Annotated in this window: 28 protein-coding genes and 1 pseudogene; 21 read left to right on the forward strand and 8 right to left on the reverse strand. The window is 60.7% G+C overall.

Going from position 1 to position 23860, the window contains the following annotated elements:
• Nucleotides 1–52: 52 nt before the first annotated feature.
• Entirely contained in the window at nt 53–1147 is a 1095-nt protein-coding gene (locus J3P73_RS31665) for a hypothetical protein (protein ID WP_027688940.1), read from the forward strand.
• Nucleotides 1148–1251: 104 nt separating this feature from the next.
• Here the strand turns inward: J3P73_RS31665 and J3P73_RS31670 are convergent.
• Nucleotides 1252–1564, reverse strand: a pseudogene (locus J3P73_RS31670) (type II toxin-antitoxin system RelE/ParE family toxin).
• Nucleotides 1564–1845: a type II toxin-antitoxin system Phd/YefM family antitoxin gene (locus tag J3P73_RS31675; protein ID WP_207580182.1), complete on the reverse strand. Its 282-nt coding sequence runs from the start codon at nt 1843–1845 to the stop codon at nt 1564–1566. The pseudogene J3P73_RS31670 and the gene J3P73_RS31675 overlap by 1 nt, the downstream one beginning before the upstream one ends.
• Before the next feature lie 220 nt (nt 1846–2065).
• Between J3P73_RS31675 and J3P73_RS31680 the strand changes: the two genes are divergently transcribed.
• From J3P73_RS31680 to J3P73_RS31725, 10 genes are all read left to right on the forward strand, one after another.
• A complete protein-coding gene (locus J3P73_RS31680) occupies nt 2066–3058 on the forward strand; it encodes an LLM class flavin-dependent oxidoreductase (RefSeq protein ID WP_207580183.1) in 993 nt (330 codons plus the stop codon).
• A 24-nt stretch (nt 3059–3082) separates the two neighbouring features.
• Nucleotides 3083–4432 carry an LLM class flavin-dependent oxidoreductase gene (locus J3P73_RS31685; RefSeq protein ID WP_207580184.1) on the forward strand — a complete coding sequence of 450 codons (1350 nt, stop codon included), beginning with the start codon at nt 3083–3085 and terminating at the stop codon, nt 4430–4432.
• A gap of 17 nt (nt 4433–4449) precedes the next feature.
• A complete protein-coding gene (locus J3P73_RS31690) occupies nt 4450–5649 on the forward strand; it encodes a M20 aminoacylase family protein (protein WP_207580185.1) in 1200 nt (399 codons plus the stop codon).
• Complete coding sequence (locus tag J3P73_RS31695; protein ID WP_207580186.1) at nt 5646–6203, forward strand: GNAT family N-acetyltransferase; 558 nt, start codon at nt 5646–5648, stop codon at nt 6201–6203. The genes J3P73_RS31690 and J3P73_RS31695 overlap by 4 nt, the downstream gene beginning before the upstream one ends.
• A 37-nt stretch (nt 6204–6240) precedes the next feature.
• Nucleotides 6241–8016 carry an amino acid ABC transporter permease/ATP-binding protein gene (locus J3P73_RS38105; RefSeq protein WP_207580187.1) on the forward strand — a complete coding sequence of 592 codons (1776 nt, stop codon included), beginning with the start codon at nt 6241–6243 and terminating at the stop codon, nt 8014–8016.
• Between the two features lie 92 nt (nt 8017–8108).
• Nucleotides 8109–9053, forward strand: coding sequence for an ABC transporter substrate-binding protein (locus J3P73_RS31705; RefSeq protein ID WP_207580188.1), 945 nt, complete (start codon nt 8109–8111; stop codon nt 9051–9053).
• Between the two features lie 69 nt (nt 9054–9122).
• Entirely contained in the window at nt 9123–10058 is a 936-nt protein-coding gene (locus J3P73_RS31710; RefSeq protein ID WP_130775975.1) for an ABC transporter substrate-binding protein, read from the forward strand.
• 7 nt (nt 10059–10065) lie between these two features.
• Complete coding sequence (locus J3P73_RS31715) at nt 10066–11103, forward strand: LLM class flavin-dependent oxidoreductase (RefSeq protein ID WP_032995823.1); 1038 nt, start codon at nt 10066–10068, stop codon at nt 11101–11103.
• A gap of 54 nt (nt 11104–11157) precedes the next feature.
• Entirely contained in the window at nt 11158–11754 is a 597-nt protein-coding gene (locus J3P73_RS31720) for a 2-hydroxychromene-2-carboxylate isomerase (RefSeq protein ID WP_024323768.1), read from the forward strand.
• A gap of 127 nt (nt 11755–11881) precedes the next feature.
• Nucleotides 11882–12805 (forward strand): fatty acid desaturase, encoded by a 924-nt coding sequence (locus tag J3P73_RS31725; protein WP_130666131.1) that lies wholly within the window; start codon nt 11882–11884, stop codon nt 12803–12805.
• Between the two features lie 289 nt (nt 12806–13094).
• On the opposite strand, the gene J3P73_RS31730 is transcribed toward J3P73_RS31725, so the two are convergent.
• Genes J3P73_RS31730 through J3P73_RS31740 form a run of 3 tightly spaced genes read right to left on the reverse strand, consistent with a single transcriptional unit; the run spans nt 13095 to nt 14328 of the window.
• Nucleotides 13095–13478: a hypothetical protein gene (locus J3P73_RS31730; protein WP_207580189.1), complete on the reverse strand. Its 384-nt coding sequence runs from the start codon at nt 13476–13478 to the stop codon at nt 13095–13097.
• A 54-nt stretch (nt 13479–13532) separates the two neighbouring features.
• Nucleotides 13533–14153 (reverse strand): helix-turn-helix domain-containing protein, encoded by a 621-nt coding sequence (locus J3P73_RS31735; protein WP_130666129.1) that lies wholly within the window; start codon nt 14151–14153, stop codon nt 13533–13535.
• A complete protein-coding gene (locus J3P73_RS31740) occupies nt 14143–14328 on the reverse strand; it encodes a hypothetical protein (RefSeq protein WP_130690388.1) in 186 nt (61 codons plus the stop codon). The genes J3P73_RS31735 and J3P73_RS31740 overlap by 11 nt, the downstream gene beginning before the upstream one ends.
• 419 nt (nt 14329–14747) lie before the next feature.
• On the opposite strand from J3P73_RS31740, the gene msuE reads away from it, so the two are divergent.
• The 7 genes from msuE (at nt 14748) to J3P73_RS31775 (ending at nt 17633) form a co-directional block, all read left to right on the forward strand.
• Nucleotides 14748–15308, forward strand: coding sequence for an FMN reductase (gene msuE / locus J3P73_RS31745; RefSeq protein WP_130657543.1), 561 nt, complete (start codon nt 14748–14750; stop codon nt 15306–15308).
• Between the two features lie 11 nt (nt 15309–15319).
• Complete coding sequence (locus J3P73_RS31750) at nt 15320–15517, forward strand: hypothetical protein (protein WP_018494050.1); 198 nt, start codon at nt 15320–15322, stop codon at nt 15515–15517.
• A 33-nt stretch (nt 15518–15550) separates the two neighbouring features.
• Entirely contained in the window at nt 15551–15727 is a 177-nt protein-coding gene (locus J3P73_RS31755; RefSeq protein ID WP_207580190.1) for a hypothetical protein, read from the forward strand.
• 13 nt (nt 15728–15740) lie between these two features.
• Nucleotides 15741–15890 carry a hypothetical protein gene (locus J3P73_RS31760; protein ID WP_017997703.1) on the forward strand — a complete coding sequence of 50 codons (150 nt, stop codon included), beginning with the start codon at nt 15741–15743 and terminating at the stop codon, nt 15888–15890.
• Between the two features lie 70 nt (nt 15891–15960).
• Nucleotides 15961–16542, forward strand: coding sequence for an RBBP9/YdeN family alpha/beta hydrolase (locus J3P73_RS31765; RefSeq protein WP_207580191.1), 582 nt, complete (start codon nt 15961–15963; stop codon nt 16540–16542).
• 11 nt (nt 16543–16553) lie between these two features.
• Nucleotides 16554–16862 (forward strand): hypothetical protein, encoded by a 309-nt coding sequence (locus J3P73_RS31770; protein WP_113542937.1) that lies wholly within the window; start codon nt 16554–16556, stop codon nt 16860–16862.
• 3 nt (nt 16863–16865) lie between these two features.
• Nucleotides 16866–17633, forward strand: coding sequence for a gamma-glutamylcyclotransferase (locus tag J3P73_RS31775; RefSeq protein WP_207580192.1), 768 nt, complete (start codon nt 16866–16868; stop codon nt 17631–17633).
• 24 nt (nt 17634–17657) lie between these two features.
• Here J3P73_RS31775 and J3P73_RS31780 read toward each other — a convergent pair whose 3' ends face one another.
• Genes J3P73_RS31780 through tauA form a run of 3 tightly spaced genes read right to left on the reverse strand, consistent with a single transcriptional unit; the run spans nt 17658 to nt 20367 of the window.
• Nucleotides 17658–18512: an ABC transporter permease subunit gene (locus tag J3P73_RS31780; protein WP_130683496.1), complete on the reverse strand. Its 855-nt coding sequence runs from the start codon at nt 18510–18512 to the stop codon at nt 17658–17660.
• Nucleotides 18509–19297 carry a taurine ABC transporter ATP-binding protein gene (locus tag J3P73_RS31785; protein WP_130683498.1) on the reverse strand — a complete coding sequence of 263 codons (789 nt, stop codon included), beginning with the start codon at nt 19295–19297 and terminating at the stop codon, nt 18509–18511. Before J3P73_RS31785 ends, J3P73_RS31780 begins: the two co-directional genes overlap by 4 nt.
• Nucleotides 19298–19353: 56 nt before the next feature.
• A complete protein-coding gene (gene tauA, locus J3P73_RS31790) occupies nt 19354–20367 on the reverse strand; it encodes a taurine ABC transporter substrate-binding protein (protein WP_130683500.1) in 1014 nt (337 codons plus the stop codon).
• A gap of 217 nt (nt 20368–20584) precedes the next feature.
• Between tauA and J3P73_RS31795 the strand changes: the two genes are divergently transcribed.
• The 3 genes from J3P73_RS31795 to J3P73_RS31805 all read left to right on the forward strand — a co-directional run bounded on the left by J3P73_RS31795 (nt 20585) and on the right by J3P73_RS31805 (nt 23854).
• Nucleotides 20585–21946: an FAD/NAD(P)-binding protein gene (locus J3P73_RS31795; RefSeq protein ID WP_130683502.1), complete on the forward strand. Its 1362-nt coding sequence runs from the start codon at nt 20585–20587 to the stop codon at nt 21944–21946.
• Nucleotides 21947–22143: 197 nt separating this feature from the next.
• Nucleotides 22144–22836, forward strand: a complete 693-nt coding sequence (locus J3P73_RS31800) for a GntR family transcriptional regulator (RefSeq protein ID WP_018483088.1) — start codon at nt 22144–22146, stop codon at nt 22834–22836.
• Nucleotides 22837–23251: 415 nt separating this feature from the next.
• Entirely contained in the window at nt 23252–23854 is a 603-nt protein-coding gene (locus J3P73_RS31805; protein ID WP_018071756.1) for an amino acid synthesis family protein, read from the forward strand.
• The last annotated feature ends 6 nt before the right edge of the window (nt 23855–23860 follow it).

The raw sequence follows: 23860 nt of genomic DNA on the forward strand, positions 1-23860 counted from the left end.
AACAACGGCTATGCTGCAACGCAGCGTGTCCCTATCAAAATGAGGGTGCCCCATGCGTCCAGTGCCTGTCCTTGCGAATGTGCAGATGGAGCGCACGGCGGCGCTGCCCGAAAAACTCGCCGACAATGCCTTCCGCACGATCACTCTCGACGGCTTGCAGCGACGCAACGCCGTTCTCGACGCCGTTTTCTACGATGTGAACACCATAACCGCGGAGGAGACGCCGAGACTTGCCTTCTGGCTGGCCCGCGAGGGGGCAATCATCCTTGTGCCGCCAACCGGCCGGGGAGCACTCGAGGTCTTCCTGACAGTCAACGACTATCTGGAAAAAGCGGCACCCGTCGGCGCACTCGCCATTGCAGGTGTCGGCAGTTCTGCGCTCGGAGCCGCAGCCTTCGCGCGCAATGTCGCCGATGCGCTCGGCGAGTCGGTCACCGCCGTCGTTTCGGGATATGGGCTCGCCGACATCCTGACCGAGGCGCTCGGCGGGTTTTTCTTCTTCGGCGCCTTGAACAGCATCCGTCACGCCTTCGAGCCACTCGACAGTTTCACCAAGCTGTTTTCGAAAAGCGAAGAGCTTGAGAGCGGCTATCTCTGGACGCGCACAAGCAAGGACACCGAGACAGTCATCGCCCTCCTCGAGGATCAGCGGTTCGCGCCACGTCTCCTCGTCGGTCATTCCAAGGGCAATCTTGTCCTGTCGGAAGCGCTCTATGCAATCGAAAGCGAGCATCCGCATCTGGCAGAGGCGATCGCCACCCGCACGCGCATCGTCACGATCAGCGCCAAGGTCGGTATGCCGATGCTATTTAAGGACGTCATCGATGTCATGGGCGCCTGGGACTGGTTCGGGGCCTTGAATTCACGCCCCGATATCAGAACCGACATTGTGGTGCCGCATGCATGGCATAGCACCAATCCCGATTTTCCACTGGGGATGGGCATTTCGGTTCCGCAGACCATCGCACAGGCGATTGCCATGGAAGGACGCATGCCGGCTGGGCGTGCCACCCATCTTTCCGCAATCCTTGACGCGCCGCAGCGCACGATCGCTGCGCTACGAAACGTCGCAAAAGCGCAGCGACCCCTTTCAACAGCCCCCAGTTTGCCAAAGACGCCCCCTGTCCGCACGACAGAAAAACATTGATGTTTCAATGTGCTTGAGCGTGATCCGTCGTGATCGACGCAGGTAAGTGGGATGGTTTTGGACAAGCCCTATATCCGAAGCGGTGAAGTACGATATGCCGGACGTCAGCGGATGAGCCTTCGCTCGAGAACGCTCTGCATGTCGCGCCGTCCGCCTAAGGCGCAATAGACGACGACATCGGTGCCCATAATGCGATAGATCAGGCACCATGGCTTATGGGGCAGTTCCCGATATTCGGAAATTCCAATACCCGCCAATTCCTTCGGAATATTTCCGCCGGCGGGGAATTCTTCAAGCTCGGCGCATGCGCTCTTGATTTCCGTCAGCATGCGCTCTGCCGTCGCGGCTAGCGATGAAGCGATAGAGATCCTCGATGTCGCGTTCCTCTTCCTCGGCGAAAAGAATACGAGATGGCATCAGGGTTGGCTGTCAGCCAGACGTTTGCGGATGCGCGCGAAGGATTCCGCAGCGGGACGCAGTTTGCCCTCCTCGACCTGCCGGTTGGTGAGCGCCAACACCTTCAGGAGCGCCAGCGTCTCCTGTGTTTCTTCGTATTGGCCGATGTCCTGAAGGATGGCTTTCGCTTCTCCGTGAAGCGTAATGACGACCGGCTGCGGATTGTCCTTCAGCTGCCGAACGATCTTGGGCGCATGCGCCTTGAGGTAGCTGATCGGCTTGACCTGTCCTGACAGCTTCATGCGGTTACTCCGTTTCGACCAAGATATAGACCATCAAGTGGCGATTGAAGGAAGCCTTGCGCTGCCGGTGGGACACAGTCCCGGCAGGCGATTTTCCATCTTAGGTGCGGCCGCTTTTTTTCACTCATCGCGTTCGAAAGAGAATGCCATTTCTTATAATGAAGTTTGTCTACTGATTTTATAGACTAAACTTTGCAACCAGGGATCGGATCGTGGTGCCATGACCTACCTCCTCAGTCTTCTCGACAAAAGCCCGATCGAACAGGGTCTGACGGCGGCGGACGCGCTGCGGGCGACGGTCAAGATTGCCGCCCGGGCCGAGGAACTCGGTTATCACCGTTTCTGGGTCGCCGAGCATCATAACATGTCCAATCTGGCGAGCTCGGCGCCGGAGGCGCTGATAGCCTATCTCCTTGCCAGGACATCGAGGATCCGCATCGGCTCCGGCGGCGTCATGCTGCAGCACTACAGCGCGTACAAGGTTGCCGAGACCTTCAATCTTCTGGCATCGCTTGCACCTGGCCGCGTCGATCTCGGTGTCGGCAAGGCACCGGGCGGATTTCCGCTCTCGACGCGCGCCCTGCAGCTTGCCGTCGATCCGGCCAGGAAGCCTGATTTTGCAAGCCAGCTTTCCGATCTCAACATCTATCTCGCCGCCGACCCGAATTACGAAGGCGCGCAGGCAACGCCTTTCCCGCCGACTGCGCCCGAGCGTTTCCTGCTTGGCGCCAGCGTCGAAAGCGCCGAGCTCGCTGCCGAGAAGGGTTGGGAGCTTGTGTTCGCCGGTCACCTGAACGGCGATCCCGACAATCTGCGCAGGACCTTCGAGGCCTATGAGCGGGCATCCGGCGGCAAGCGCCCGATCCTGGCGCTCGCAGCCTTCGCCGCCGAAAGCGAGGACTATGCCCGCGAGCGCGTCGGCAAGCTGCGCATCGTCAAGGTGTTCCTGCCGAACGGCCAGACCGTCAATGTCGGCAGCGAGGAGCAGGCGGCCGAATTTGCCCGCCAGGCCGGCGTCACAGATTACCGCATCGAAGAGAAGGTGCCGAGCGTGCTGCATGGCACGGCGGAGCAGATCCGCAAGGAGCTGGACGAACTTCATCGCCGCCACGGGGTCAAGGAGTTCGTGCTCGACACGCCGGCGCTTTCGGTCGCCGAGCGCCTGGCTTCCATCGAGCTGCTCGCCAAGGAGCGGCTTTCCCTCGTCGCCTGACCGTTTCCAAGAAGGATTGATCCCATGGCTCAGAAACACGTCACGTTCGGCATCATGCTGCAAGGTCCCGGCGGTCACATGAATGCCTGGAAACATCCGAGCGGACCGGCCGATGCCAGCGTCAATTTCGAGTTCTTCGTCAAGACAGCGCGCAAGGCGGAGGCGGCCGGCATCGCTTTCGCCTTCGTTGCCGACGGGCTCTACATCAACGAGCAGTCCATTCCGCATTTCCTCAACCGGTTCGAGCCGATCGCCATTCTCTCGGCGCTCGCCGCCTCGACCTCGAAAATCGGCCTCGTCGGCACGGTCTCGACCTCCTACAGCGATCCCTTCACCATCGCCCGCCAGTTCGCCTCGATCGATCTCATCAGCCGCGGCCGGGCAGGATGGAATGCCGTGACCTCGCCGCTCGAGGGTTCCGGCCGCAATTACAGCCGCGAACATCCCGAGCACGAACTGCGCTACGAGATTGCCGAGGACTATATCGATGCGATCAAGGGCCTGTGGGATTCCTGGGATGACGACGCCTTCGTCCGCGACCGCGAGACCGGCGTCTTTGTCGACAAGACGAAGATGCATCGCCTCAACCACAAGGGCCGTTTCTTCCGCGTCGAGGGGCCGCTCAATATCGGCCGTTCTAAGCAGGGCCAACCCGTCATTTTCCAGGCGGGCGCCTCGGATTCCGGCATCAGGCTCGCCGGCAAACATGCCGACGCGGTCTTCACCAATGGCGGGCCGTTCGAGGAGGCGCAGGCCTTCTACCGACAGCTCAAGGACAGCGTGATTGCCCATGGCCGCAGTGCCACTGAAGTCGGCATCTATCCGGGTATCGGACCGATCGTCGGTGCGACGCAGGAAGAGGCGGACGCCAAGTATCAGGCAATCCGTAACCTCGTCACGATCGAGGAGGCGCTGCTCTATCTCGGCCGTTTCTTCGATCATCATGATTTCAGCGTCTATCCGCTCGACGAGCCATTCCCGGAACTCGGCGATATCGGCAGGAACAATTTCCGCGCCACCACCGACCGCATCAAGAAGACGGCGCGGGAGAAGGGCCTGACGCTCCGCCAGGTCGCGCTCGATTCGGCAACGCCTCGCACGGCTTTCATCGGCACGGCCGAGCATATCGCCGACGAGATCATCCGCTGGGTGGACCATGGTGCTGCCGAGGGCTTCATCCTCGGTTTCCCTGTCATCGCCGAGGGCTTCGATGATTTCTCGAGATATGTTCTGCCGATCCTCACGGAGCGTGGCTATTTCGACCCGGTCCTGAAGGGCGAGACGTTGCGCGACCATCTGGGCCTTCCCTTCCGCGAAAGCCGTTATGCGGCAGGCGCAGATCAGGTCGAACGCGGAAAGGCTGTCGGCGCCTGAGGCGCCGACGAACCGCCATGAACATCATCGCTCAGAACCCGCGCAGCAACGATCCGGTCGAGAAGGGCATAGCCGCCTATCTCGACGAGATCATCGCGCTTCGCCACGACCTGCACCAATATCCGGAGCTTGCGTTCCAGGAGCTCAGGACCAGCAAGCTCGTGGCATCCCGCCTTTCCTCCTGGGGCTATGAGGTGGCGACAGGCATTGCCGGAACCGGCATCGTCGCCACCCTCAGGCGCGGCGAGGGCAAAAAGCGGATCGGCATCCGCGCCGACATGGATGCCCTGCCGATCGAGGAGGCGACCGGTCTGGCCTATGCCAGCAGCAATCCGGGCGTCATGCATGCCTGCGGCCATGACGGGCATACGTCGATCCTGCTCGCCGCTGCCCGTTATCTCGCCGAAAGCGGCAATTTCAGCGGCACGCTGCGGCTGATCTTCCAGCCCGCCGAGGAAATCGGCGCCGGCGCCCGCAAGATGATATCGGAAGGCCTGTTCGAACGGTATCCTGTCGATGCGGTCTTCGGGCTGCATAACTGGCCGGGTGTGCCCGCAGGACAATTCGGCTTCGTCACCGGACCGGCCATGGCCTCGGTCGATCAGGCGCTGATCAAGATCATCGGCAAGGGCGGCCATGGCGCCGAGCCGCATCGGGCCGTCGACCCCGTTCTGGCATCGGCCTCGTTCATCACTGCCCTGCAGAGCGTCGTTTCCCGCAATGTCGACCCGCAGGACATGGCGGTCGTGACCGTCGGCTCGATCCATGCGGGCTCTGCCTCGAACGTCATCCCGGAAAGCGTCGAAATGAAGCTCACCATGCGGGCCTTCAGCGAGACGGTCCGCCAGCTGTTGCGAGAGCGCATTCCCGCACTTGCCCGCGCTCAGGCGGAAAGCTTCGGCGCCGAGGCGGATGTGAACTACCGCCTCGGCTTTCCGGCGCTGATCAATCATGCGGCGGAGACGGCCTTTGCCCGCGACGTCGCCTATGACGCACTCGGCCCGGCGGCGATCGAGAAGGATTTCCGGCCGAGAACGGCGAGCGAGGATTTCGCCTTCATGCTGCAGGCAAATCCCGGCAGCTATCTCTTCGTCGGGAATGGCGACGGCGCTCCTCTCCACAGCGCCCACTACAATTTCAACGACGCGATCATTGCGCCGGCCGCCCGCTACTGGGTGCGGCTCGCCGAAACCTTCCTCACTGATGACAACGGGTGATGAACGATATGAGCGATACGTTTCTCTATACCAGCCCTCTCGACCCGCGCGCCAAGCCGCTGATCGATGAATTGATCTACGAATACGACAGCCGCTACGGCAACTATTTCAATGCCGAAGGTGCCGCGGCTGAGCTCAACCGTTATCCTCCTGAAGCCTTTGCGCCGCCTGACGGCAATTTTCTCCTGTTGATCCGCAATGGCGAGACCATCGGCGGCGGCGCCTTCAAGAACTATGACGAACGCACGGCCGAGTTCAAACGCATCTGGACCCGCTCCGATCTGCGCCGTCAGGGCCTTGCCCGCAAGGTGCTGGTGGAACTGGAGGCCCAGGCCGCCCGCCAGGGCTATTCCCGCATCTACCTGACGACCGGCTTTCGCCAGCCCGAAGCCGTCGGCCTCTATCTGAACTACGGCTACACCGCTCTCTTCGACACATCAGCGGATCCCGAGATCTACAAGAGCCTGCCCTTCGAGAAGGACATCACCCATCTCGCTCAGCCTGCTCACGAAGATGCCGAACCGCGCCTGCGGGTGGCCGGCGCAAATTTCTGAAAACGGCAAAGACCGACAATCATAAAAGGGAAGCATAATGGCACTGACGACGGATTTCGCCGGCATCGACCCCGGCAGCAGGACGGCAGGATCGAAGGATTATTCCCGTTACCGCATCGTGCCGGCGCGCCATCCGGGCCGCCTGGCAGGCACGATCTTTGCCGCCCTCGTCATCATCGCCGTGCTCTATTCCATCTTCACCAATCCGCGCTGGGGTTGGGGCGTCTTTGCTGAATGGTTCTTTGCCGAACCGGTGCTCGTCGGTCTCGGCAGGACGCTGCTTTTGACCGTGCTTGCCGCCATATCCGGTTCCATCCTCGGAACGGCTCTGGCGCTTGCCCGCGTTTCCAAGTCGCCGCTGCTCTCCGGTCTTTCCTGGGGCTATATCTGGCTGCTGCGCTCGATCCCGGTCATCGTGCTGCTGCTGATCCTGAACAATCTCGGCTACCTCTACGAGACGATCAAGATCGGCATTCCCTTCACCGATACCGTCTTCCTCGACTATCCCACAGTGCAGCTGCTGACGCCCTTTGCCGCCGCCTTCCTCGGCCTGACGCTCAACCAGTCGGCCTTCTTCGCCGAGATCGTGCGCGGCGGTATTCTCTCGGTGGATCACGGTCAGCTGGAGGCGGCCGCCGCACTCGGTCTGCCGCGCCGCCGCCAGGCCTTCCGCATCGTGCTGCCGCAGGCCATGCGCTCGATCCTGCCGACCGGCTTCAACGAACTCATCGGACTGGCGAAGAGCACCTCCATGGTCTACGTCCTGGCGCTGCCGGAACTCTTCTACACGGTTCAGGTGATCTACCGCCGCAATCTCGAAGTCATTCCGCTGCTGATGGTCGCGACCGTCTGGTATCTGATCATCATGACGGTGCTGTCGATCGCTCAGCGCTATATCGAACGCTACTTCTCCAAAGGCGCCGTGCGCAATCCGACGCCGTTGCCCTTCCAGTCATTTTTCGAGCGTTTCCGCCGTCCGCTGCCTGTCCTCGAGACGGCAACCGACACCGTGCGCAAGATCGGTTTCCAGGATGCGGCGACGCTACGGGCCGCAGGCGGCGCGGTGCGCATCCACGGTATCTCCAAAAGCTTCGGCCCGCTGAAAGTGCTCGATGATGTCGAGCTCAGCCTTCCTGCCGGCAGCGTTACCGCCATTCTCGGTCCGTCCGGCTCGGGCAAGTCGACGCTGTTGCGCGCCATCAACCATCTGGAGCGTGTCGATGAGGGTTTCATCTCGGTCGACGGCGATTTCGTCGGCTACAGCAGGAAGGGCGACACGCTCTACGAGCTCAAGGAGAAGGATATCCTCAAACGTCGCGCCGATATCGGCATGGTCTTCCAGAGCTTCAATCTCTTCCCGCATCTGACCGTGCTCGAAAACCTCATCGAGGCACCGATCCAGGTTCGCGGCATCGGCCGCGAGGATGCCGTGCAGCTGGCGCAGGAGCTGCTGGCACGCATCGGCCTCAGCGACAAGATCAACGCCTATCCGCGCCAGCTTTCCGGCGGCCAGCAGCAGCGTGTGGCGATCGCCCGCGCACTGGCGCTCCGCCCGAAGGTGCTGCTCTTCGATGAGCCGACCTCGGCGCTCGATCCGGAGCTCGTCGGCGAAGTGCTCGACGTCATCAAGGAGCTTGCCCGCACCGGCACGACGCTCGTCATCGTTACCCATGAGGTCGGCTTTGCCCGCGAAGTTGCCGACACGGTCGTCTTCATGGACAGCGGCCGCATTCTGGAGGCTGGCCCGCCGGCCCGCATCTTCACACAAGCGGAACATCCCCGCACGCGGGAATTCCTCGCCAAGGTTCTCTAGCGCGAAACAGTGCTGGTGAAATGCCGGGCCGCGACGGGCTGCTCCGGTCGAATGACAATAGCCACAACCTAAAGATGAAATGGAGAAGGGGCATGACATTTACAGATAGGGCAAGGCTTCTGATAGCGGGAGCGGTCACCATTACTGCGATCGGTTTCGGTTCCGCTCATGCGCAGCAGAAGTTCGATCTCAGCCCCGAGCAGCCGAACCGGCTGCGGGTGGAAAAGAACGAAAAGCGCATTGCCGAAGTCAAGGACTTCAAGTTCGTCGAAAACGGTGTCTTCACCGTCGGCATCAGCTCGAGCGGCAATCTGCCGCTGCATGACTATGCCTCCGATTCCAAGACCGTCATCGGCTATGACGTCGATCTGGCGCAGGCCATTGCCGACAGCCTGGGCCTGAAGCTCGAATTGGTTTCCGTTGCCTGGGCCGATTGGCCGTTGGGGCTGACCTCCGGAAAGTTCGACGCGGTGATCTCCAACGTGACGGTCACGGAAGAACGCAAGGAGAAGTTCGACTTTTCGACCTACCGCAAGGACGAGCTTGGCTTCTACGTCAAGGCTGACAGCCCGATCACGGCGATCAAGCAGCCGAAGGATATTGCCGGCTTGAAGGTCATCACCGATGCCGGCACCAACCAGGAAAAGATCCTGCTGGAATGGGATCGCGAGAACGTCGCCGCCGGCCTGAAGCCGATCGAGGTGCAATATTATGACGACGACGCGGTCAAGGATCTTGCCGTTCAGTCCGGCAGGGCCGACACCGTTTTCAGCGTGAACGCGACGCAGGCCTATTCGGCCGGGATAAATGGCAAGACCAAGCTCGTCGGCACCGTCAGCGGCGGTTGGCCGATCACGGCTGAAATTGCCGTTACCACACGCAAGGGCAGCGGCCTGGCAGCGCCCTTGACCGATGTCGTCAACGACCTGATCGCCAGCGGTGCCTACCGGAAGATCCTCGATACCTGGAACCTCGGTCCCGAAGCGATCGACAAGGCCCAGACCAACCCGCCCGGCCTGCCGAAGAGCGGTTCCTGATCGATGCCTATTTGGGCCGGCGGCATTGCTGCCGGCCATTCCTGCCTGACAATTTGGAGATTGAAGACGATGATTGCCTTTCCGGCATTCCGGACCCTGCTGATCGCCGCCATGGCGTCGGCCCTTTCCTTCGGCGCAGCTCATGCAGCCGAGGATTTCGACCTTAGCCCAGAGCAGCCGGGCCGGCTTCATGCCGCCAAGAACGATGCGGCGATCGCCGCGATCCCGAAGGATTTCAAGTTCGTCACACCAGGCAAGTTCACCATCGCCGTCAGTCCGGGCGGCCCGCCGCTTGCCACCTATGCCACCGACGCCAAGACCGTGGTCGGGGCAGATCCCGATTATGCCTATGCCATCGCCGACAGCCTCGGGTTAACGCTGGAGATCGTGCCGGTCGCCTGGATCGACTGGCCGCTCGGCCTCGCCTCTGGCAAGTATGATGCCGTCATCTCCAATGTCGGGGTCACCGAGCAGCGCAAGGAGAAGTTCGATTTCTCCACCTACCGCCAGGGCCTGCATGGTTTCTTTGTCAAATCCGACAGCCCTGTCACCTCGATCAAGGAGCCCAAGGATGCGGCAGGCCTGAGGATCATTGTCGGGGCCGGCACCAACCAGGAGCGCATCCTGGTGAAGTGGAGTGAGGAAGACGTTGCCGCGGGCCTGAAACCGATCGAACTGCAATATTACGACGACGAGGCGGCAAGCCTTCTCGCGCTGCGGTCCGGCCGGGCCGATGTCATCGTCCAGCCGCATGCACAGCTCGTCTTCATCGCCGCGCGCGACAAGAACATCAAGCGCGTCGGCACGCTGAGCGCCGGCTGGCCGGATCGCTCGGACGTCGCGATCACCACCCGCAAGGGAAGCGGACTGGCCGATGCGCTGACTGTCGCCACCAACGGCCTGATCACGGATGGCACATACGCAAAAATCCTCGACCACTGGCATCTTTCCGAGGAAGCCTTGCCGGCATCCGAGACCAACCCGCCCGGCCTGCCGAAATACTGATCATCGGATGGCACGAGTGGGCAACATATCCATCAGCCATATCGGCTTTCTCACCCCCGGCAATTATCCCGACGAAGATCCGTTGTCGGGATTGGAGCAGACGCTTGAGCAACTGCAATATGGCGAAGATCTGGGCTTCGACAGCGCCTGGGTCCGCCAGCGGCACCTCGAGCCCGGAATCTCTTCCGCGAGCGCCTTCCTGGCGGCGGCGACGCAGCGAACCAGCCGGATCGAGCTTGGAACCGCGGTCATCCCGATCGGTTACGAGAGCCCTTACCGGCTGGCCGAAGATCTCGCCACCGTCGATGTTCTGTCGCGCGGACGGCTGAACATCGGCGTCAGTGCTGGCCGGCCGCTGCACGCCGAGCTGATCGCTCCGCTTGTCTTCGACGGCGACTGGACGGGTTACGATTTCTCGCATGATCGCGTGCTGCGCTTTGCCGACAATCTGCGTGGCACTTATCTCGGCGACGAGCAGACCTTGATCAAGACGCCCTTCGGCCCGCAGCGGCCGCGCCTGCAGCCTTATGCCAGGGGCCTGATCGACCGGATCTGGTATGGCGGCGGGTCGCAGCGCTCGGCCGAATGGGCCGGTCGCAATGGCTTCAACCTGTTGACCGGCAATGTGATAACGGGTGAGGGGACGGATGATTTCTTCATCGCGCAATCGCGATTGATCGAAACCTATCGCGACGCCGACACGCAGCGCCGGGTCGCGCTGGGGCGCGTCATCGTGCCTTTCGACAGCGCCGATGCCGCAACACGCCGCCGATATCGAGAATATGCCGCTGGCCGCGATCAGCGGACGCTTTCGCCGCAGGGCGAGCGGCGCACCTTGTTCGCCCGGGATGTCGTCGGTACATCGGACGAGATATTGGCGCAGCTTTTTGCCGATCCGATCCTGCCCGAGGTCAGCGAGTTGAGGCTGGAGCTCCCTTACGAGTTCGAGCACGAGGAATATCGCCAGATTCTCCACGACTTCGTGACGCTGATCGCACCGGAGCTCGGATGGAAAGCGCCATCTGACGTTCGGGCCGCTTCCTGAAATGCCGTCGACCATTCGACGCCAGAACAATCACCTCGCAGGGAACATGCATCAGTGACCAAATCAGTAGAGTACTTCTTTTCGATCGGCTCGCCCTGGTCCTACATCGGCTTCGACGCCTTCGCCGAACTTGCGGCGAAGAACGACGTCGTCATCACGCCCTATCTGACGACGGTGGTCGAGGAAAATGGCGGTATCTTTTCGCGCAACCGCCCGGAGATCAGGCGCGCCTACTGGACGCGGGATCTCAAACGCTGGGCGCGCGTGCGCGGCAAGGAACTGCAGCTCGAACATCGCCCGGATTTGAGCGATCCGACGCCGGCGTCCCTCTTCGTGATTGCCGCCTACCTCGACGGACAGGATTGGATCGGCGTTGCCCGCGCCCTGCAACATGCCTTCTGGAGCGAGGCGAAGGATATCGGCAAGCCCGACGTGCGCGAAGTGATCGTGACATCAGCAGGTTTCGATGGCGCAGCACTCCTCAGGCGACAAGCCGACGACGATGTTCAGAACAAATGGTCGGCGGACCGCGTGCATGCCCGCGACAGCGGCGTCTTCGGCTTTCCCACCTATGTCTATGATGGCGAGATCTATTGGGGACAGGACAATTTACCCTTCCTCGAACGTCATCTTCACGGCGACAAGCCTTAGGCTTGGATTAAGCAATCCAGCCCCCGTGGACGGATTTTTTCCGATAAGTCTATAAAATAGATAGGCTTTATTCTCTACTCCTGATGCCCTGCGATAGATTGGTGTGGTTGATGGGGAAATCACGCGCATGCTCGACAGGACTTCGCAAGCCGCCGGAAAAATTGCTTCCAGGCGCACGACAGAATGGCCGACCGTCATTCTCGCATTCGTCATCCACGGCGGATTTCTCGCGCTGACATGGTGGTGGCAATCATTGCCGCTGATCGTGGCCGTGATCGCCGGAGGCTGGTTGATTGCCTGGCACGGATCCCTTCAGCACGAAGTCATTCACGGCCATCCGACGGGAAACCAAAGGATAAACGACGCGATCGGGTCGTTACCGCTGTCACTGTGGCTGCCTTATCCGATCTATAAGGAAAGCCATCTGGAGCATCATCGCGACGAATATCTGACCGATCCGATCGAAGATCCGGAATCTTCCTATTTTACCAAGGCTACCTGGGAGCAGCTTGGCGCCACTGGCAGGTTTCTGGCGCGGTGGAACACTACCCTGTTCGGCCGTTTGACTATCGGTCCTGCGGTGATGCTGTTGAGTTTCCTTGGACAGGAATGGCAGCAGATACGGGCGAACGAACCGGGACGACGTCGGATTTGGGCAATGCACGGCATCGCCGTTGCCGCCGTCCTTTTCTGGGCGATGGTCGTCTGCGGCGTGCCGCTGTGGCTTTATCTCGGTTTCGTCTATACGGGCGCTGCGATGACGCGGCTCAGATCCTATGCCGAGCACAGATATGCCGAAAGGCATGAGGAACGCACCGCCATCGTCGAAAACAGCCGTCTCTTCGGCTTGCTGTTTCTCTACAACAATCTGCACGTTCTCCATCACCGCCGGCCGGGCATCTCCTGGTATCGCCTCCCGGCGGTCTATCGCAAAAACCGCGAAACGCTGGTCCGCTCGAATGGCGGGCTTGTCTATGATGGCTATTGGGACATCGTGTACCGGTTTTTTCTGAAGCCGCACGACGATCCGACGCATCCTCATCATTCATAACAGGTACGGCGCATCGTATCCGGGGTCACCGGCTGAGCCGCCAATGCCATCGCCACGTCAGCTTTGCTGGGCGGGAGTCCAATCGCCTTTGCTGAGGTGCGTCGCGCGAAGCAGCAGGCGCTGGCCGGCGAAGCGCGCGTCGTTCCGCTCGAGCGATGATAGCGGACGGAATTCTGTTATCTTGGCAAGATTGCGCAATCCCATCGAAACCGTTCAATTCTATTGGAGGAAAAGATATGGGAAGATTTTTTTACATTGTTTGCTGCAATTAGTTCTTTTATCTCCCGGTTCATTGAAACGCGAAACGCCGCTGTATTGATCGGAGAGAGACAATGAACCCCGCCATGAACATGACGCCGATGATGAACAACATGATGCCTGCCATGATGAACCCGATGATGGGTGGAATGATGCCGATGGGCGGCATGCCCATGATGAACGGCGCGATGATGCCGATGATGGCCTCCATGCCGATGATGATGATGATGGGCTCCATGAAGTGCAGCATGACTGCCGAGGGCATGGTCTGCGAAATGAAGCCGATGGAAGGCATGGACAAGGACATGTTCATGGAATGCTGCAAGCGCATGATGTCGATGATGTCCGGCGGCATGCCCGTGATGATGAACTGCGGCGGCATGATGATGTGCTGCATGATGGCTGCCTGAGCCATCCGCCTCTCAAGGAAACGACCAGGAGCCTCCGGAGACGGGGGCTCTTTTTTGCGTCAGACGCGAACGTCTTCGAGATAGGTCGTTACCAGGTAGAGGATTGCTTCCGTTCCCGTCATGTTTCGGTAGATATGGGGCACGTCTGCATCGAAGATGATGGCGTCGCCTTCACCCAGAATATGGGGTGCCTGCTTGCCGGCAATGATTTCGACGGTTCCTTGGGCAACGACCAGATTTTCGACTGTTCCATGCTGATGGGGATCGGCACTTTCGGTATGGTGCGGAGCGATCCTGAGCTCGTAGAATTCCACCTTCCGCTCGCCTTCGAAGGGGAAAAGAGCCCGTGTCCGGAAGCGCCCTTCGGAAGAGGCGAGGATCTTCGATCTTGCCCGTGGTACCGCAATGATCGAGGTTTCGCCGCGTTCGGCGATCAGAGCGGCGCAGGGAATACCGAGAGCAAGTGCGATCTTCGAGAGAATGCTTAACGTCGGGCTGCTTTTGCCCGTCTCGATTTGCCCGAGCATGGCACGGCTGACACCGGCGATCTTTGCCAGCCGGTCCAGGGAGTAACCGCGGCGGGTGCGAATGCGCCGCAAATTCTGTCCTGTCTGAACCGTGATCTCCTCGGCGGTGTCTCTCGCTTCGCCGTCGGGAACAAGCGCTTGATCAGACGCCATATCCGGCAATGCCCATTGCCATGACCGGGACGAAACCCCAATAGGGCACCCACATCAGAACGGGCTGCATCGCAAAGGATACGGGCGCAGTCGCCTTGAACGCATCGGGCGAATCTTTGCTGCGCGATTGCCGGTAGGCCTGCAAATCGATGACATCAGCCGTCTGCACTGGCATGAAAAGCTCCCGCTAAAATCTATAAGGAGTGTATATTTCCCGCAGAGGAAAAGGCAGGGCTGGTCATCCAATCGTTCCGCTGAACCGGAAATCTTATACCAATTATATTCGACCTTGCGGCAAAGCCATTTATGGCTTGCAGTTTGCAAGAGCTCTCGCCGGGCTCGCGACATCATCATGGCACCCGCATCAGCGTCTCCAAAAGAAGCCGAACAAGTTCCCCTTCCTGCCGTCTTCCCGCACGCGAGGTCGAAGCGGTCGCTGGACCGGCGATCCCTTTGACGATCGCCATGCAGCTTATGCGTGCTGGTGCGGCGGTGAACGTTTTTTTCAACCAGGCGAAGAAGGAGAGATGCACGTTCCTTTAATCTATCAATTTTGTAGACAATAGTTGGAGCAACGCAAAGAGAGGAAAAACCATGTCAGGTTTCAAACTCGTCGGCATCGCTGGCAGCTTCAACCGTCCATCGAAGACTTTGGCACTCGTGCGGCATGTCTCCGAACGTGCAAGCATTCGCTACGGATTTACCAGCAAGAGTTATGATCTCAATGATGTCGGTCCGTCGCTGGGCAGCGCCTTGTGGCGCAAGGATCTCGACGCGCAGGCCAGGCATGTCGTCGACGAGATCGTGCAGGCCGATGCCCTGATCATCGGCTCGCCGACCTACAAGGGCTCTTATCCCGGCCATTTCAAGCATCTCATCGACCTGATCGACCCCCACGAACTTCGGGGCAAGCCGATCATCATCACGGCCACCGGCGGCGGTGATCGGCATGCGTTGATGGTCGAGCATCAGCTGCGGCCGCTGTTCGGGTTTTTCATGGCCCATACTTTGCCGACCGCCGTCTATGCGTCCGACCGCGATTTCACCGACTATGCGGTTTCATCCGACGCGCTATTGGGCCGCATCAACGAAGTGATCGGCGAATTGGCGGCCTTCTTTCCGGGCGCAAATCCGGCCCTGGCGGCGGCCGAGTAAGGATCGTCACCATGGCTCGATCTCAGGAAGCAACGATCACAGATGCGGAAAGGCCGGGGGCAAGCGAGCAATTGTGGAGCGTCTTCGAATTCGCCCGACGATATCGTCTCGCCAAACGCGAGGAGAACCGCCTGCTGATGCTCTACGGACCAACGGCATCGCTTCACGTTCTTCTCGCCAATGCACAACGTCATTCGCTGATTTCCTAGCCGAAGAATAGCAGTCCCTGACAGGAGGTTCGCATGAAGCTTGATTTTCACTTCTGGCTGAAGCGCGCAATCGGCCGGCTCCTCGACCCGAAGGTGCCGGCGGCGCGGGAGCCTGTGAATGGATTGTTCGCGCGGGATGACGAGCGTGACTGGTCCGCGCGCGAATACGAGCTGCAATATTGGGGCACCATGCCCGGCCTTTGGTATTGAGGAGAACGGCGTGATGGCGATTGTCGTTGAGACCGACCTGCGTCGGGGCGGTGCGAGAAGAGCGGAAGGCAGCGTCATGTCGCATTTCAGGCATGCGGCTGGAATCTGCACGATCGTTAGCTCCTTCACATTCCTGTTCGCCCTGGTGATCGGGTGGATCTGATGAGTGATGTCCGATGTTTGCCCCGATCGGGAAAGAGACCGACGCGCAGCTTCAGAGAGGATGTCGTCAGATGATCGACGTACTTATTCTTCCCGGGCTTTTCGGCTCGGGAGAAGGGCATTGGCAACAGCACTGGCTGCAGGATCAGCCGGGCAGTCGTTGCGTCGCCCAGGACGATTGGGATCATCCGAACCTTGACAACTGGCTGCTGCGGCTGGAAGGCGCGCTTGAAGAGGCCGGCGAGGCCTATCTGGTTGCCCATAGTCTCGGATGCCTGCTTGCCGCCCATTTGGCCGGGCGAAGTGCAGCGCGTCGCGTCAAAGGAGCATTGCTCGTTGCTCCATGCGATCTGCCGGCCACGGAAAACCTGCATCCCGGGCATATCTCGTTTGGCGCCATGCCGACGGCGCCGTTGCCTTTTCCAAGCATCGTCGTCGGCAGCATGAACGATGCCTACATGACGGTCGATCGGTTGACCCTGTTCGGCCGCCTGTGGAACGCCGAGACCAGGAATATCGGCCTTGCCGGGCACATCAATATCGCCAGCGGCTTTGGCCGCTGGCGCAACGGCTACCGGATGCTGGACGCCTTGAAGACGCAGGCACGCGGTCGAAGGCAAAGCTTTTCGATGCCGCCGGCTTTTGCAATGTGAGACAGAGTGGAATGTCCGATATTGTCTCCGACCTGCTGCGCCTTAGCGAGGATCCGAATGCCGATCCGAGGACCCGGCGCCGCCAAACCATGGAGCGGCTGGTGCAGACGCTGCTCGCCATGGCCGATGCCGAAATGGGATCGGAAGATGCGCAGCATCGCCATTCCATCATTCATTTGACGACGATCATCCGCGAGATGACGGGAAGGATCGCAGAGGCCGATGATGCGACGTTTTCGGCAATCGTCAGGGAGGCCGCGATGCTGATACGCAGCCTGCAGCGGCGCCAGGCCGATGCGGCCAGATTTACGGTGCACTGACGCATGACGGATATTCGCGAGCATAAACAGTCTGCGCTCCGGGGAAGCAGACTTTTGCTGACCGGATCAACAATGGCTCTAACGGACGAGCTCGTATCGTTGAGCCTTCGCCCCGCGATCGATGTCGGCCCGGAGCCACACCGAAAACCGCTGACCGAAGCGGAGGTGGAGATGCTCGCCAACCGGCTTCTCGATGAGTCTACCGGCGCCCCGCTTTGGATCTTCGCCTATGGATCATTGATATGGAAGCCGGACTTCGACGCCGTCGAATCGCAGCATGGCGCAGCAAGAGGGTGGCATCGCTCCTTCTGCCTGCAGATGACCCGCTGGCGGGGAACGCGGGCCCAGCCGGGCCTGATGATGGCACTTGACCGCGGTGGACGTTGCAACGGCGTCGTCTTCAGGCTTGCCGATGATGACCGCCTTGGCCAGATACGGCGGTTGATCCGCCGTGAAGTCGGAACCATCGAGGACGCTGCGACGGTTCGCTGGATTCCGGTCGCGACCCCGCATGGGCTGGTGCGCGCGCTGGTCTTTTGGGCTGGCCCGAAGGGCGAGCGCGTTTCCCGCAAATTGCCGCTGGAGACGGTGGCGCAGGTGCTTGCGAGAGCCTGCGGACACATGGGTTCCTGCGCCGAATATCTGTATCTGACGGTGAAACATCTGGAGGAACGCGGCATCCGGGACCGCAATTTATGGCGGCTTCAGAAGCTGGTTGCAGCCGAGCTTGTCGCCATACACGGGCTGAACGCGGCGGCAGGAAGCCATTGAATTGGGCTCCCTGCCGCCATCTGGTCAGAGCTTGCCCTTCCAGGGCACGAGGAACGCCTCCAGAAAACGAATGGCGGCCGAGAAGGTGAAAGCGCAGATCGCGATGATGCCGATACCGACGAAGACGACGTCGGTCGCCAGGAACTGCGACGCCGACATGATCATGAAGCCGATCCCGCGCGTGGACGCGATCAATTCAGCCGCAACCAGCGTACCCCAGCCGACACCGAGCGCAATTCGAATGCCGGTGAGGATCTCCGGCAGGGCGGACGGCAGGACGATGTCCAGGAAGAGCTGCAGTCGGCTGGCGCCCAGCGAACGCGCGGCATTGACCCGCTCGATCGGCAGCGAACGAACGCCGGCCTGGGCCGAGAGGCAGATCGGTGCGAACATCGCAAGCACCAGCAGCGTGATCTTCGACGTCTCGCCGATGCCGAGCCAGATGATCATCAGCGGCAGGTAGGAGAGCGGCGGAAGCGGCCAGTAGAACTCGATCGGCGCGTCGAGCACGCCTTTTGCCCAGCGGTTCAGGCCCATGAGCAATCCGAGCGGAATGCCGGCGGAGACGGCGATGAAGGCTGCGACCACGATGCGGAACAGGCTTGCAAAAACATGTTCGGACAGCGACGCTCCGGCGTAACCGTCGCGATAGATGGCGCCGATCTGTGTCAGCACCTCGTCCGGGCGCGGCAGAAACAAGTGTGGGACGACACCGAGCGCCGATACCAGCCACCACATCAACACTATGGCCAGCGCTGTCGCAACGCTGATGGCCACCGTCGATTTCTCGCCGGCTCCAAAGCCCGCCATTTTCACCAGCTTGACCTGATGGTCCTCTCTACCCGCCGCAATCGGCGGTGCCTGCACTATATCGCTCATGCGGCGCTCCTCAGGTCTTCGGTGCTGTGGAGAATGGCGCGGATTTCCTCGCGCAGCTCGGCAAATTGCGGCGACGCCTTGATCGATCGGGCGTCGCCGGTCTCGGCGAAGCGGTGAACGAAATCCAGATCGAAGCGTGCCACGACGCGCCCCGGTCGAGGTGACATGACCAGGACCTGTGTGCCCAGGAACAAGGCCTCTTCGATCGAGTGCGTGATGAAGAAGACCTTCTTTGCCGTTTTATCCCAGATGGAAACCAGCAGTTCCTGCATCTGCTCGCGGGTCAGGCTGTCGAGTGCGCCAAACGGCTCGTCCATCAGCAGGATGTCGGGATTTGTCGCCAGAGCCCGTGCGATGCCGACACGCTGGCGCATGCCGCCCGACAGCTCGTAGGGAAAAGCGCCAGCGAATTCATCGAGGCCGACGAGCCGGAGAAGCTCCAGGGCGCGCGCTTGGCGCTCCTTGCGCTTGACCCCGGCGAATTTCAAACCGAGCGCAACGTTGTCGAGAACGGATTTCCAGGGCAGCAGCGAGTCTTTCTGAAAGACGACGCCACGATCCGCGCCGGGTTGTTCGACCGCGCGGCCGTCGAGTGTGATCCGGCCATCCGAAAGCGGAAGGAAACCGGCAATCGCGTTGAGGAGGGTTGATTTGCCGCATCCCGACGCCCCGAGTGCGACGACGAAGCCCCGTTCGGGAATATCGAAGGAAACGCGATCGAGCGCGTGAACGGTCCGCCCGTCGCGGGCTGCGAAGAAAACGCTGGCGTGATCGACTTTAAGCATGTTGCCGCTCGCAGGTTCGACGCCGGCGCGGCAAGCCGCGCCGGCGCTGGGGAGGATCAGTTGCTGACGCCGGTGAGGCCATCTGCGGTGACGAAGGCGCCGTAATTCGCCAGCACGTCGGAAACCTTGCCTTGTTCCTTCAGGAACGATGCCGTGTCCTTGAGGATTTTGCCGGCCCCCGCCTTTTCGCCGCCGCCAAGCCAGGCATCCGATGCCTGAACCTCAGGTGTCAGAAGTGTGAGGTTCTTCAGGGCCGAAGCCTGCTGGTCGGCTGTTCCGCCGAGAAGCTTGGCAAGCGACTTGGCGTTGTCGCTGTCAGGACCCCAGGCGGATTTGTCCGATGCGAAGGACGCGTAGTATTTGTTGATCACCGAAGCGAAACCCTTCAGAAAGTCCGGATTGTCGGCGGCAAACTTCGAGGTCGCGACCCAGGCCGAGAATGTTGGCGCACCCTTGTCTGCCACCTCCTTGGAGGTGACGAGAACCTTTCCGTTCTTCTTCAGTTCGGTGAGCGCCGGATCCCAGACGAAGCCGCCATCGATGTCGCCGCGGTTATAGCTGGCGACGATCTCAGGCTGAGGGATTGCGAAGACTTGAACGTCTTTTTCGGTCAGGCCCAGCGATTTGATGAGCGCCAGCAGCTGATAATGGTCCGTGGATACCGGCGCAGCAGCAAGCTTCTTGCCCTTCAGATCATTCAGGCTTTCGATGCCGGAACCGTTGCGGACGACCAGAGCCTCGTCGATGCCCGAGATGGAGGCGAGGTAAAAGGCCTTGACCTCCAGCCCGCGTGATACCGCAGCCGCAAACGGGCTGGAGCCGACATAGCCGACCTGGACGTCGCCGGAGGCAATCGCCGCAAAGATTTCGGCGCCCGAATTGAACCTGCGGAAGTCGATATCGTATCCCGTCTCCTTGGCGAATTCGCCATTGGCGATCGCCACGGAAGACGGCAAGGCGTCGGTTTGATAGGCGACGACGACCTTCTTGTCCGCCGCTTCAGCGACAACAGCCGTTGCAAGAGTGCCGACGCCGACGGCGATTGCGGCAACCAAATTCCTGAAATTCATTTTGAGCCCCTTTGTTCAGGGCCGCATGGCCCTTGATCTCACCCTCAAAAGCGTAATGGTTGGGGAGGGGCTAGCGGGAGAAATAACAAACTATATTTATAGACTATAGAGATAATTGTTTTCGTGATTCTGCCGCTCGTGCGATCAGCAGGGACCGGCGAGCGACACGGGGCTTGAATGACGAAATGTCTCGATGACGTTCTGAGCTTCAGGGAGAATGCATTTGACATATGATGTTATCGTGGTCGGTTCCGGTTTTTCAGCGATCGCGGTTACCTGCAATCTCATCGAGCAGCTTCCCGCTTCGGCGAAGATCGCCGTCGTCGGCGACGATCCTGGCTTCGGCCGCGGGACGGCCTACCGGACGGAGCTCTATCTCCATCGCCTCAATGTTCCCGCCGGCCGCATGAGCCTCTTGCCGCATCAACCCGACGACTTTGTCGACTGGCTGAAAAGCCATGGACGCCCGTTGAAGGCCGGCGATTTCGCTTCGCGCAGCGATTACGGTCTTTATGTCCGCGATACGCTTGCTCGGCTGCTTCGAAAGCGGGACGGCCGTTGCCGGGTCGATTTCATCAAGGCCAAGGCGGCGGGATGCGTGGAACGTTACAGCAGCACGCTGGCCTTCCATCTCGGCAATGGTGACGAGATTGCCGGCAAAAACGTGGTGCTGTGCCTCGGTGTCGGGAACGCAACCCTGCCGGTCGCTCCGGACGAGGTCCCGTCATCACTGCGATCGCGGATCATCGAGAACCCCTGGCGGCTTTCGTGGCTGAGGCGCGTCGCACCATCCGATGCGGTGTGTATCCTCGGATCCGGCCTGACGATGATCGATCAGGTGCTGGCGCTTCGCGCCCATGGCCACGTCGGCAAGATCGATGTGCTTTCGCGGCGGGGGCTCGCACCGCTCGGACACGCGTGGAAGCCGCCGGCGCCTCTGCCGATCGACGTTCACACGCTTCCGGATACGATCAGCAGCATATTGAAGACCCTGCGGGGAAAGAGCAGGACGGTTGCCGACTGGCGAGCCGTGATGGACGGACTGAGGCCTGCAACGCAGGCTCTCTGGCAACGGCTTTCGAGCAGGGAGCGGGCACGCTTCCTCAGGCATGCGCTTCCCTGGTGGAACATCCACCGTCACCGGGTCGCGCCCGATGTGTTCGACAGGTTTGAGAAGCTGGTCTTAGACGGAACCGTTCGTTTCCACGCGGGCTTCCTGAAATCGCTCGGGGCCGAGGAGGGCCGGCTCGTTGCCAGCTACAGGGTCAGAGCGACGCGCGACATCGCCGAGATCAGGGCAGACTGGCTCGTCAACTGCACGGGAATGGAGCGGGCCGGGATCAGTCATTCACCGCTTTTGAAGGAAATGAGCCGCTTTGAGTTGATTGTCCCCGATCCTCTTGGCCTCGGGATCCAGGTGGATGCCGCTTCCGAGGTGATAGCCCCGTCCCGTATCTCGCCGGCCCGACTGTTTGCGGTCGGCGCCCTGACGGCAGGACAATTCTGGGAGATCACGGCCGTTCCGGATATCCGGGTGCAGGCTAAGGCCGTGGTCGAGGAGATCGTTTCCAGAGGCTAGCTCCCCACGTGTCGGCAGCAGAATAAAGCTACAGCGTCCTTTGCGCGTCTGAAAAGGTGCGCGGCGCTATAGGTCGGCGGCGCTTGTTGAATTGCCGGCCGCCGCCAGCTACAGTATCTGGTACGCCATAATACGATTCTTGCATTCGGCCGCGGCGGCGGAAGTTGAGCGTGCAAAGTCCAACACTGAGGTAGACAATGAGCGGTGCTCTGAAGGACGCAATTCGAGTCGAGCGTCCTGCAAAGACCTTGCGGGAATTGGCGCTCGACAAGGTCCGCGAAGCCATCGTCAACGGATATTTCCGTCCCGGAGATCGCCTTGTCGAGCGTGACCTCTGCGCCCAGCTCGGCGTCAGCCGAACAGTCGTGCGCGAGGTCCTGAGACATCTGGAATCGGAAGGGCTTGTCGCCAATCTGCCGAACAAGGGGCCGATCGTCGCGCAGCTCGACATCGACCAAGCCAAACAGATCTATGAGATCCGCGGCGCGCTGGAAGGGATGGCGGCGCGGCTGTGCGCGGAGCGTCGCAGCCCTGAGATCGTCGCCGCGCTGGAGGAATCTCTGGCCGGGATCCGCAACAGCTACCGTGACAACGACATGTCGGCTGTGCTGACGAACACCTCTTCCTTCTATCACACGCTGTTCACCATGGTTGACAGGAACGTTGCCTGGGATGTCGTCAATCTCCTCACCGTGCGCATAAACCACCTGCGCTCGATGACGATCAAGACGGAGAGACGCGGCATCGAAGGGCCGCTGCAGATGTCGAAGATCGTCGACGCCATCCGCCGCGGCGACGGCGAGGGGGCATACCGGGCCGCGATGGATCACGTCGCCGCCGCGAGCGCGATCGCCGAAGCGGTGCTGTCCGCCAAGAAGCCTGCCGAATAGGCACGAGCGAAGCCCTGACGCTTCCCCGCGGGCCTGGCAAAGCACTCATCTCAGCTGTCGATATCACTCCATTCGCGATGATGTTCCGCGCAATTTAGCGGAATCCATACTCCGCGCTTGACACCCAACTTTGTCCAATGTGATGGTATGCCATATTAAGTAATATGTAAGGCGGCATCATGAACTGGGGTGACCGTATGACTTCTGGACTCGGCCGGCCTCGGCGGGGCGCCGCCATGTCGTTTGTCAGCTGACAACGCGCTGACGGGAAGAAAGCGCTGCCCGGTGGGTCGAGAGTGCGCGCGGGCCTAATTGAAAAACTCCGCCTCGGCCTGAACTGCGTCCTCGCGGGAACCAACTTGACACTCATATATTATGGTATACCATAATACGAAATTGAGAAATGAGGTGCTCGATGGCCATTCAAATTCGCAAGACGGGACTGCAGATCGAAACGACGCTGATCGAAGGCGGCAAGGCCGCGGCGGTGCCGCTGAAGCTGTTTACCGCCTTCGCGGTCGTGAAGAATCCCTGGGCCGGTCGCGGCTTCGTCGACGACCTCAAGCCCGAAATTCACGCAGGCGCTCCGGTGCTCGGCGAGTTGCTGACGAAGATGATCATCGAGGCGGTCGGGTCCGGCGAGGCTGTCGAGGGCTATGGAAAGTCTGCTGTCGTCGGCCTGGACGGCGAGATCGAACACGGGTCCGCGCTTATCCACACGCTGCGTTTCGGCAATTTTTATCGCCAGGCCGTCGGCGCGAAGTCCTATCTCGCCTTCTGCAACACACGCGGTCCTGCCAATGCGCCGATCATGATCCCGCTGATGGACAAGAACGATGAAGGCCGCCGTTCGCACTACCTGACCATCCAGACGTCGATCCCCGACGCGCCCGCTGCCGACGAGATCGTCGTGGCCCTCGGTGCTTCGATAGGCGGGCGCCCGCATCACCGTATCGGCGACCGCTACCAGGATCTGAAAGACCTGGGGCAGGACGTTGCCAATCCTGCGGGCGTTTGAGGGAGC

Origin of the sequence: Rhizobium ruizarguesonis, assembly GCF_017357285.1 — a bacterium.
Lineage (GTDB): Bacteria > Pseudomonadota > Alphaproteobacteria > Rhizobiales > Rhizobiaceae > Rhizobium > Rhizobium ruizarguesonis.

Excerpts from the sequence above, each read along its gene's own strand:
- J3P73_RS31730 (WP_207580189.1), bottom strand. The coding sequence starts at position 13,478 with ATGGCTCAGGCAGCCATCATGCAGCACATCATCATGCCGCCGCAGTTC.
- J3P73_RS31735 (WP_130666129.1), bottom strand. The coding sequence starts at position 14,153 with ATGGCGTCTGATCAAGCGCTTGTTCCCGACGGCGAAGCGAGAGACACC.
- J3P73_RS31725 (WP_130666131.1), top strand. The coding sequence starts at position 11,882 with ATGCTCGACAGGACTTCGCAAGCCGCCGGAAAAATTGCTTCCAGGCGC.
- J3P73_RS31710 (WP_130775975.1), top strand. The coding sequence starts at position 9,123 with ATGATTGCCTTTCCGGCATTCCGGACCCTGCTGATCGCCGCCATGGCG.
- tauA (WP_130683500.1), bottom strand. The coding sequence starts at position 20,367 with ATGAATTTCAGGAATTTGGTTGCCGCAATCGCCGTCGGCGTCGGCACT.
- J3P73_RS31675 (WP_207580182.1), bottom strand. The coding sequence starts at position 1,845 with ATGAAGCTGTCAGGACAGGTCAAGCCGATCAGCTACCTCAAGGCGCAT.
- J3P73_RS31755 (WP_207580190.1), top strand. The coding sequence starts at position 15,551 with ATGAAGCTTGATTTTCACTTCTGGCTGAAGCGCGCAATCGGCCGGCTC.
- J3P73_RS31705 (WP_207580188.1), top strand. The coding sequence starts at position 8,109 with ATGACATTTACAGATAGGGCAAGGCTTCTGATAGCGGGAGCGGTCACC.
- J3P73_RS38105 (WP_207580187.1), top strand. The coding sequence starts at position 6,241 with ATGGCACTGACGACGGATTTCGCCGGCATCGACCCCGGCAGCAGGACG.
- J3P73_RS31770 (WP_113542937.1), top strand. The coding sequence starts at position 16,554 with ATGTCCGATATTGTCTCCGACCTGCTGCGCCTTAGCGAGGATCCGAAT.
- J3P73_RS31785 (WP_130683498.1), bottom strand. The coding sequence starts at position 19,297 with ATGCTTAAAGTCGATCACGCCAGCGTTTTCTTCGCAGCCCGCGACGGG.
- J3P73_RS31740 (WP_130690388.1), bottom strand. The coding sequence starts at position 14,328 with ATGCCAGTGCAGACGGCTGATGTCATCGATTTGCAGGCCTACCGGCAA.
- J3P73_RS31805 (WP_018071756.1), top strand. The coding sequence starts at position 23,252 with ATGGCCATTCAAATTCGCAAGACGGGACTGCAGATCGAAACGACGCTG.
- J3P73_RS31690 (WP_207580185.1), top strand. The coding sequence starts at position 4,450 with ATGAACATCATCGCTCAGAACCCGCGCAGCAACGATCCGGTCGAGAAG.
- J3P73_RS31775 (WP_207580192.1), top strand. The coding sequence starts at position 16,866 with ATGACGGATATTCGCGAGCATAAACAGTCTGCGCTCCGGGGAAGCAGA.
- J3P73_RS31680 (WP_207580183.1), top strand. The coding sequence starts at position 2,066 with ATGACCTACCTCCTCAGTCTTCTCGACAAAAGCCCGATCGAACAGGGT.
- J3P73_RS31780 (WP_130683496.1), bottom strand. The coding sequence starts at position 18,512 with ATGAGCGATATAGTGCAGGCACCGCCGATTGCGGCGGGTAGAGAGGAC.
- J3P73_RS31750 (WP_018494050.1), top strand. The coding sequence starts at position 15,320 with ATGGCTCGATCTCAGGAAGCAACGATCACAGATGCGGAAAGGCCGGGG.
- J3P73_RS31685 (WP_207580184.1), top strand. The coding sequence starts at position 3,083 with ATGGCTCAGAAACACGTCACGTTCGGCATCATGCTGCAAGGTCCCGGC.
- J3P73_RS31800 (WP_018483088.1), top strand. The coding sequence starts at position 22,144 with ATGAGCGGTGCTCTGAAGGACGCAATTCGAGTCGAGCGTCCTGCAAAG.
- J3P73_RS31715 (WP_032995823.1), top strand. The coding sequence starts at position 10,066 with ATGGCACGAGTGGGCAACATATCCATCAGCCATATCGGCTTTCTCACC.
- J3P73_RS31765 (WP_207580191.1), top strand. The coding sequence starts at position 15,961 with ATGATCGACGTACTTATTCTTCCCGGGCTTTTCGGCTCGGGAGAAGGG.
- J3P73_RS31795 (WP_130683502.1), top strand. The coding sequence starts at position 20,585 with ATGCATTTGACATATGATGTTATCGTGGTCGGTTCCGGTTTTTCAGCG.
- J3P73_RS31665 (WP_027688940.1), top strand. The coding sequence starts at position 53 with ATGCGTCCAGTGCCTGTCCTTGCGAATGTGCAGATGGAGCGCACGGCG.
- J3P73_RS31760 (WP_017997703.1), top strand. The coding sequence starts at position 15,741 with ATGGCGATTGTCGTTGAGACCGACCTGCGTCGGGGCGGTGCGAGAAGA.
- msuE (WP_130657543.1), top strand. The coding sequence starts at position 14,748 with ATGTCAGGTTTCAAACTCGTCGGCATCGCTGGCAGCTTCAACCGTCCA.